Below are 2,515 nucleotides of genomic sequence, written 5' to 3' on the forward strand. Positions count from 1 at the left end.
CCCCGTCGACCCGTCGTCGGCGCCGGTGTCCGCCGTGCCCGTCGCGTACCCGCAGGCGCTCTTCGTCTCGGCCGGCCGGTCGGCGGACCCGTCGCCGGACCGGCGCTCGCCGGGCTGGGTCCGGGCCACCGCGACCCTGGTGGGCGCCGCCGTCAGCCTGCTGTCGGTAGGCATCCTGACCTGGGCGGTGATCCTGGCGTACGCGCTCTGGCGGCGCAGCTGGCGCCTCGCGCTGGGCGCGCTGCCGTACTTCCTGCTCGTGGTGAGCGTGTTCGGCCTCGCGGTCAGCAGCCCGGTCGAGGAGGAACCGAGCGACCCGATGGTCATCTATTTCCTGTTCGGGCTCTGCGTCTGCTGGATGCTCGGCACCCTGCACGTGGTGCTGCTCAACCCGGCGTTGTGGGCGGCGTTGCGGGGCCTGTTCTGGACCGGGCCGCAGCGCGCCGACGAGCAGCGGCGGGTGCGCCGGGAACAGGCGCGGTACCTGCTGCACCACTACCCCTCCGCCCGGCGCGACCTGCGGATCGGCCGTCCCGACCTGCTCCGGGAGTTCGACGACGGCGGCCTGGTCGACGTCAACGCGGTGCCCGACGCGGTCTTCGCGACGCTTCCCGGTCTCACCGCCGAGCAGCGCCGGCAGGTCGCCGTCGACAGGTGGCTGCGCGGGCCGTTCGGGTCGCTGGAGGAGCTGGTCGCGCGCTGCCAGCTGCCTCCGGCCGTCACCGGCGCGCTGCGCGAGGTGCTGCTCTTCCTGCCGCCCGAGCCACCGCCCGGGCCGCCCGTGGCACCCACGCCCCCTGGTAGAAATGCCGGATGAGCCAGGATCGGACGGCCGTCCGGGAACGCGCCGAGGCGGTGCTGCGGCGGCTGGCGGGTGAGCACGCCCGGCTGCGCGAGGACCAGTGGCGGGCGATCGAGGCGCTGGTCGTCGACCGACGACGGGTGCTGTGCGTCCAACGCACCGGGTGGGGCAAGTCGGCGGTCTACTTCGTCGCCACCGCGCTGCTGCGGGAGAGCGGCGAGCACGGGCCGACGGTGATCGTGTCGCCGCTGCTGGCGTTGATGCGCAACCAGGTCGAGTCCGCCGCCCGGGCCGGGATCCGGGCCCGCACCATCAACTCGGCGAACCTCGACGAGTGGGACCAGATCACCGCCGAGATCCACGCCGGCGCGGTCGACGTGCTGCTGATCAGCCCCGAGCGGCTGAACAACCCGGACTTCCGCGACACCGTGCTGCCCCGGCTCGCCGCCACCACCGGCCTGCTGGTGGTGGACGAGGCGCACTGCGTCTCCGACTGGGGGCACGACTTCCGGCCCGACTACCGCCGGCTGCGCACGTTCCTGGCGAACCTGCCCGAGCGCACGCCGGTGCTCGCCACCACGGCCACCGCCAACGCCCGGGTCACCCGGGACGTGGCCGAGCAGCTCGGCGACGCGCTCGTGCTGCGCGGCACGCTGGACCGCGAGTCGCTGCGCCTCGGCGTACTGGACCTGCCGAGCCCGGCCCACCGCCTCGCCTGGCTGGCCGACCACCTGGACCGGCTTCCCGGCTCGGGGATCGTCTACACGCTCACCGTGGCCGCGGCCACCGAGACGGCCGAGTTCCTGCGCGGCCGGGGCTGGTCGGTGGCCTCCTACACCGGGCAGGCCGAGGACGCCGACCGGCGCGCCGCCGAGCAGGACCTGCTCGACAACAAGATCAAGGCGCTGGTCGCCACCAGCGCGCTCGGCATGGGCTTCGACAAGCCCGACCTGGGCTTCGTGGTGCACCTGGGTGCGCCGCCCTCGCCGATCGCCTACTACCAGCAGGTCGGCCGCGCCGGCCGGGCCGTCGAGCACGCCGAGGTGCTGCTCCTGCCGGGCGTGGAGGACGCGGCGATCTGGCGGTACTTCGCCTCGCTCGCCTTCCCGCCCGAGGAACAGGTCCGCGCCGTGCTCGCCGCGCTGGACACCGAGCGGCCGATCTCCACCCAGGCCCTCGAACCGGTGGTCGACCTCCGCCGGGCCCGGCTGGAGCTGATGCTCAAGGTGCTCGACGTGGACGGCGCGGTCCGCCGGGTGCGCGGCGGCTGGCTCGCCACCGGCGCGCCCTGGGTCTACGACGAGACCCGGTTGCGGCGCGTCGCCGACGCGCGCACCGCCGAGCAGCGGGCCATGCGGGAGTATGCGGCCACCTCCGCCTGCCGCATGCGCTATCTGCGGGAGGGGCTGGACGACACCGGGGCGGAGGACTGCGGCCGGTGCGACAACTGCGCCGGGCCGCTGTTCGACGCCGAGGTCTCCGTCGAGGCGCTGACCGCCGCGCAGACCTTCCTCGGCCGCCCCGGCGTGGAGATCGCGCCCAAGAAGCTCTGGCCGACCGGGTTGGACGCGGTGGGCGTACCCCTGAAGGGTCGGATCCCGCCGGCGGAGCAGGCGCTGCCCGGGCGGGCCGTGGGGCGCCTGTCCGACCTGGGGTGGGGCGGGCGGCTGCGCGGCCTCGTCGGGCCGGACGCGGCGGACGCGACGGTGGCGG

At 75.0% G+C, this 2,515-nt stretch carries 1 protein-coding gene and 1 pseudogene; both read left to right on the forward strand.

Going from position 1 to position 2,515, the window contains the following annotated elements; translation table 11 throughout:
- Positions 1-817 (forward strand): annotated as a pseudogene (locus tag HUW36_RS30640) (BTAD domain-containing putative transcriptional regulator); the annotation flags it as partial.
- A partial coding sequence (locus HUW36_RS30645; protein WP_174531273.1) for a RecQ family ATP-dependent DNA helicase occupies positions 814-2,515 on the forward strand: 1,702 nt, incomplete at its 3' end. The pseudogene HUW36_RS30640 and the gene HUW36_RS30645, both read left to right, overlap by 4 nt.

It is taken from the genome of Micromonospora maritima (assembly GCF_902825405.1).
GTDB classification, from domain to species: Bacteria; Actinomycetota; Actinomycetes; order Mycobacteriales; family Micromonosporaceae; genus Micromonospora; species Micromonospora maritima.